The sequence below is a fragment of the Caballeronia terrestris genome, assembly GCF_001544515.1.
Classification (GTDB): Bacteria; Pseudomonadota; Gammaproteobacteria; order Burkholderiales; family Burkholderiaceae; genus Caballeronia; species Caballeronia terrestris.
Window position 1 is genome coordinate 1 of record NZ_FCOL02000366.1, and the last position, 1,585, is coordinate 1,585.

1 protein-coding gene and 1 pseudogene are annotated in these 1,585 nt (G+C 61.4%); both read right to left on the minus strand.

Annotation, left to right across the window (positions count from 1 at the left end; genetic code table 11):
• Positions 1-799: 799 nt before the first annotated feature.
• Positions 800-1,225 (minus strand): annotated as a pseudogene (locus AWB67_RS37450) (phosphoketolase family protein); the annotation flags it as partial.
• 7 nt (positions 1,226-1,232) lie between these two features.
• Positions 1,233-1,340, minus strand: a complete 108-nt coding sequence (locus tag AWB67_RS43715; protein WP_374729895.1) for an IS3 family transposase — start codon at positions 1,338-1,340, stop codon at positions 1,233-1,235.
• Positions 1,341-1,585 lie beyond the last annotated feature (245 nt).

Genomic DNA, 1,585 nt, shown 5'->3' on the forward strand with positions numbered 1-1,585 from the left:
GCTCGCTGTTCGTCACGCAGAATGCTTATCCTCGCGAGGCGCTGACGGAAGCGGTGTTGCGCTTTGTCGAGGAAGATTTGGCAATGTTTGGGCAGTGAAACGCCATCCGCACGAGATACCACTATTGCCAGTGTCCGCAGACGCCCTTGTGGAGCAGCTCCGTTGTAGTTCTCATGTTGGCGTTCACAGTTGATCGACGGAACCGGCTAGACTATCATCGCGACCATCGGAGGGTCGTCACGCGCTGACAGCGCAGACACTGACCGCGCAGACACTGACAGCGCGGACGGGCGCGGCGTCGCGGACCCAGCGAGAGACCCGCTCGTCACGGTGTTAGATGACATTCGTTTGTTCGAAAATGTGCGCCAGTCAGGGGCGTCATTACTTCGACCGGCAAGGCAAATCCATGGAATTTGTGTTGCTTTTAGCGATTTTCTTCGCGTCAACTGGACTCTTTATCAGCGCTTCGCGAGCTCCGAACCCGCCAGCGGCGATAACGCCCGCCCCTATCCCGGGCTCCGACGAAGGCGAGGCCCCCCGTCCCGCGACTAAGCCCGAGCTTCCCGCAACGGAATCCGCACCCCCTCAACTCGGCCCTGAGCCGTCTTCACCAAGGCGGCTTCGAACGAACGCGAAAGTGACGAGGATCAACGCATAAATAGTGGCGCGACCGCTGGCGCCGGCAAGGCAGTCGCGCAGCGAGCTCCTCCGCATTTTTTTGGCAAGGAATCGCATACAAGCCGTCGCAAACACGCGACGCTTGTTGCGCCGCCCGGACTCCCTGCGGTGCCCATAGCTACCGCATGATGGCCTGGAGGCATAAGGCCTGAGTGGCAATGTCGCCCCCCGGTGCCATGACGACGTCCGGTTCCTCGCCCTCGTCGTTGCTCGCGCGCCGCCACACGCCCAGACCCTTCGCGCAGTGCACGATCGCTTCATCCATCGTGGTGAACTGCAGATGCTTCTGCTTGTCCGCCACGATGATGTTGATGCAATCGGTCGAGCGCAGACATTCGTCGGCGACCACCAGCAGCGTATTCGCGTCCGGCGGAAGGTACACGCGAGTGACAGACGGGCTTTTGTTGGTGGCGAGGTCGATAAAGCCCTGATCCTGGTGCGAGAAGCCGTTGTGATCCTGCCGCCACACGGTCGACGACAAAAGGATGTTTTGCGACGACACTGATGCGCGCCACCGCACGTGGTTCTTGCAAATGTCCCGCCATTTCGTACCGTCAGCGTCGTCGGCTTGCCCCGCATAGGCCCGCGATGCGCATAAGCCGCGCTACCCGCTTGCGTCTTACGTGCACGCCTTCGCGCGCGAGTTGCGCATGGATGCGTATTGCTCCCTACGTAGCGCGCGAATTCGTATGCAACGTACGAATGCGTGCAAGCAATTGGGCATCGCTACGCGACTGCTTGATGGCTCACGCACCAGCCACGCGTAGACGCCGCTGGTCGAGACTTCCAGCAATCGCGCCATCGCGGCAACAGGCCAGCGGGCCCGGTTCGCTCGTACGAATCCGTATCCATTCCAGGGCACGGGTCCCGTCTCGCGGGCGAACCAGGCCGCGGCGTGAGAGAGAAT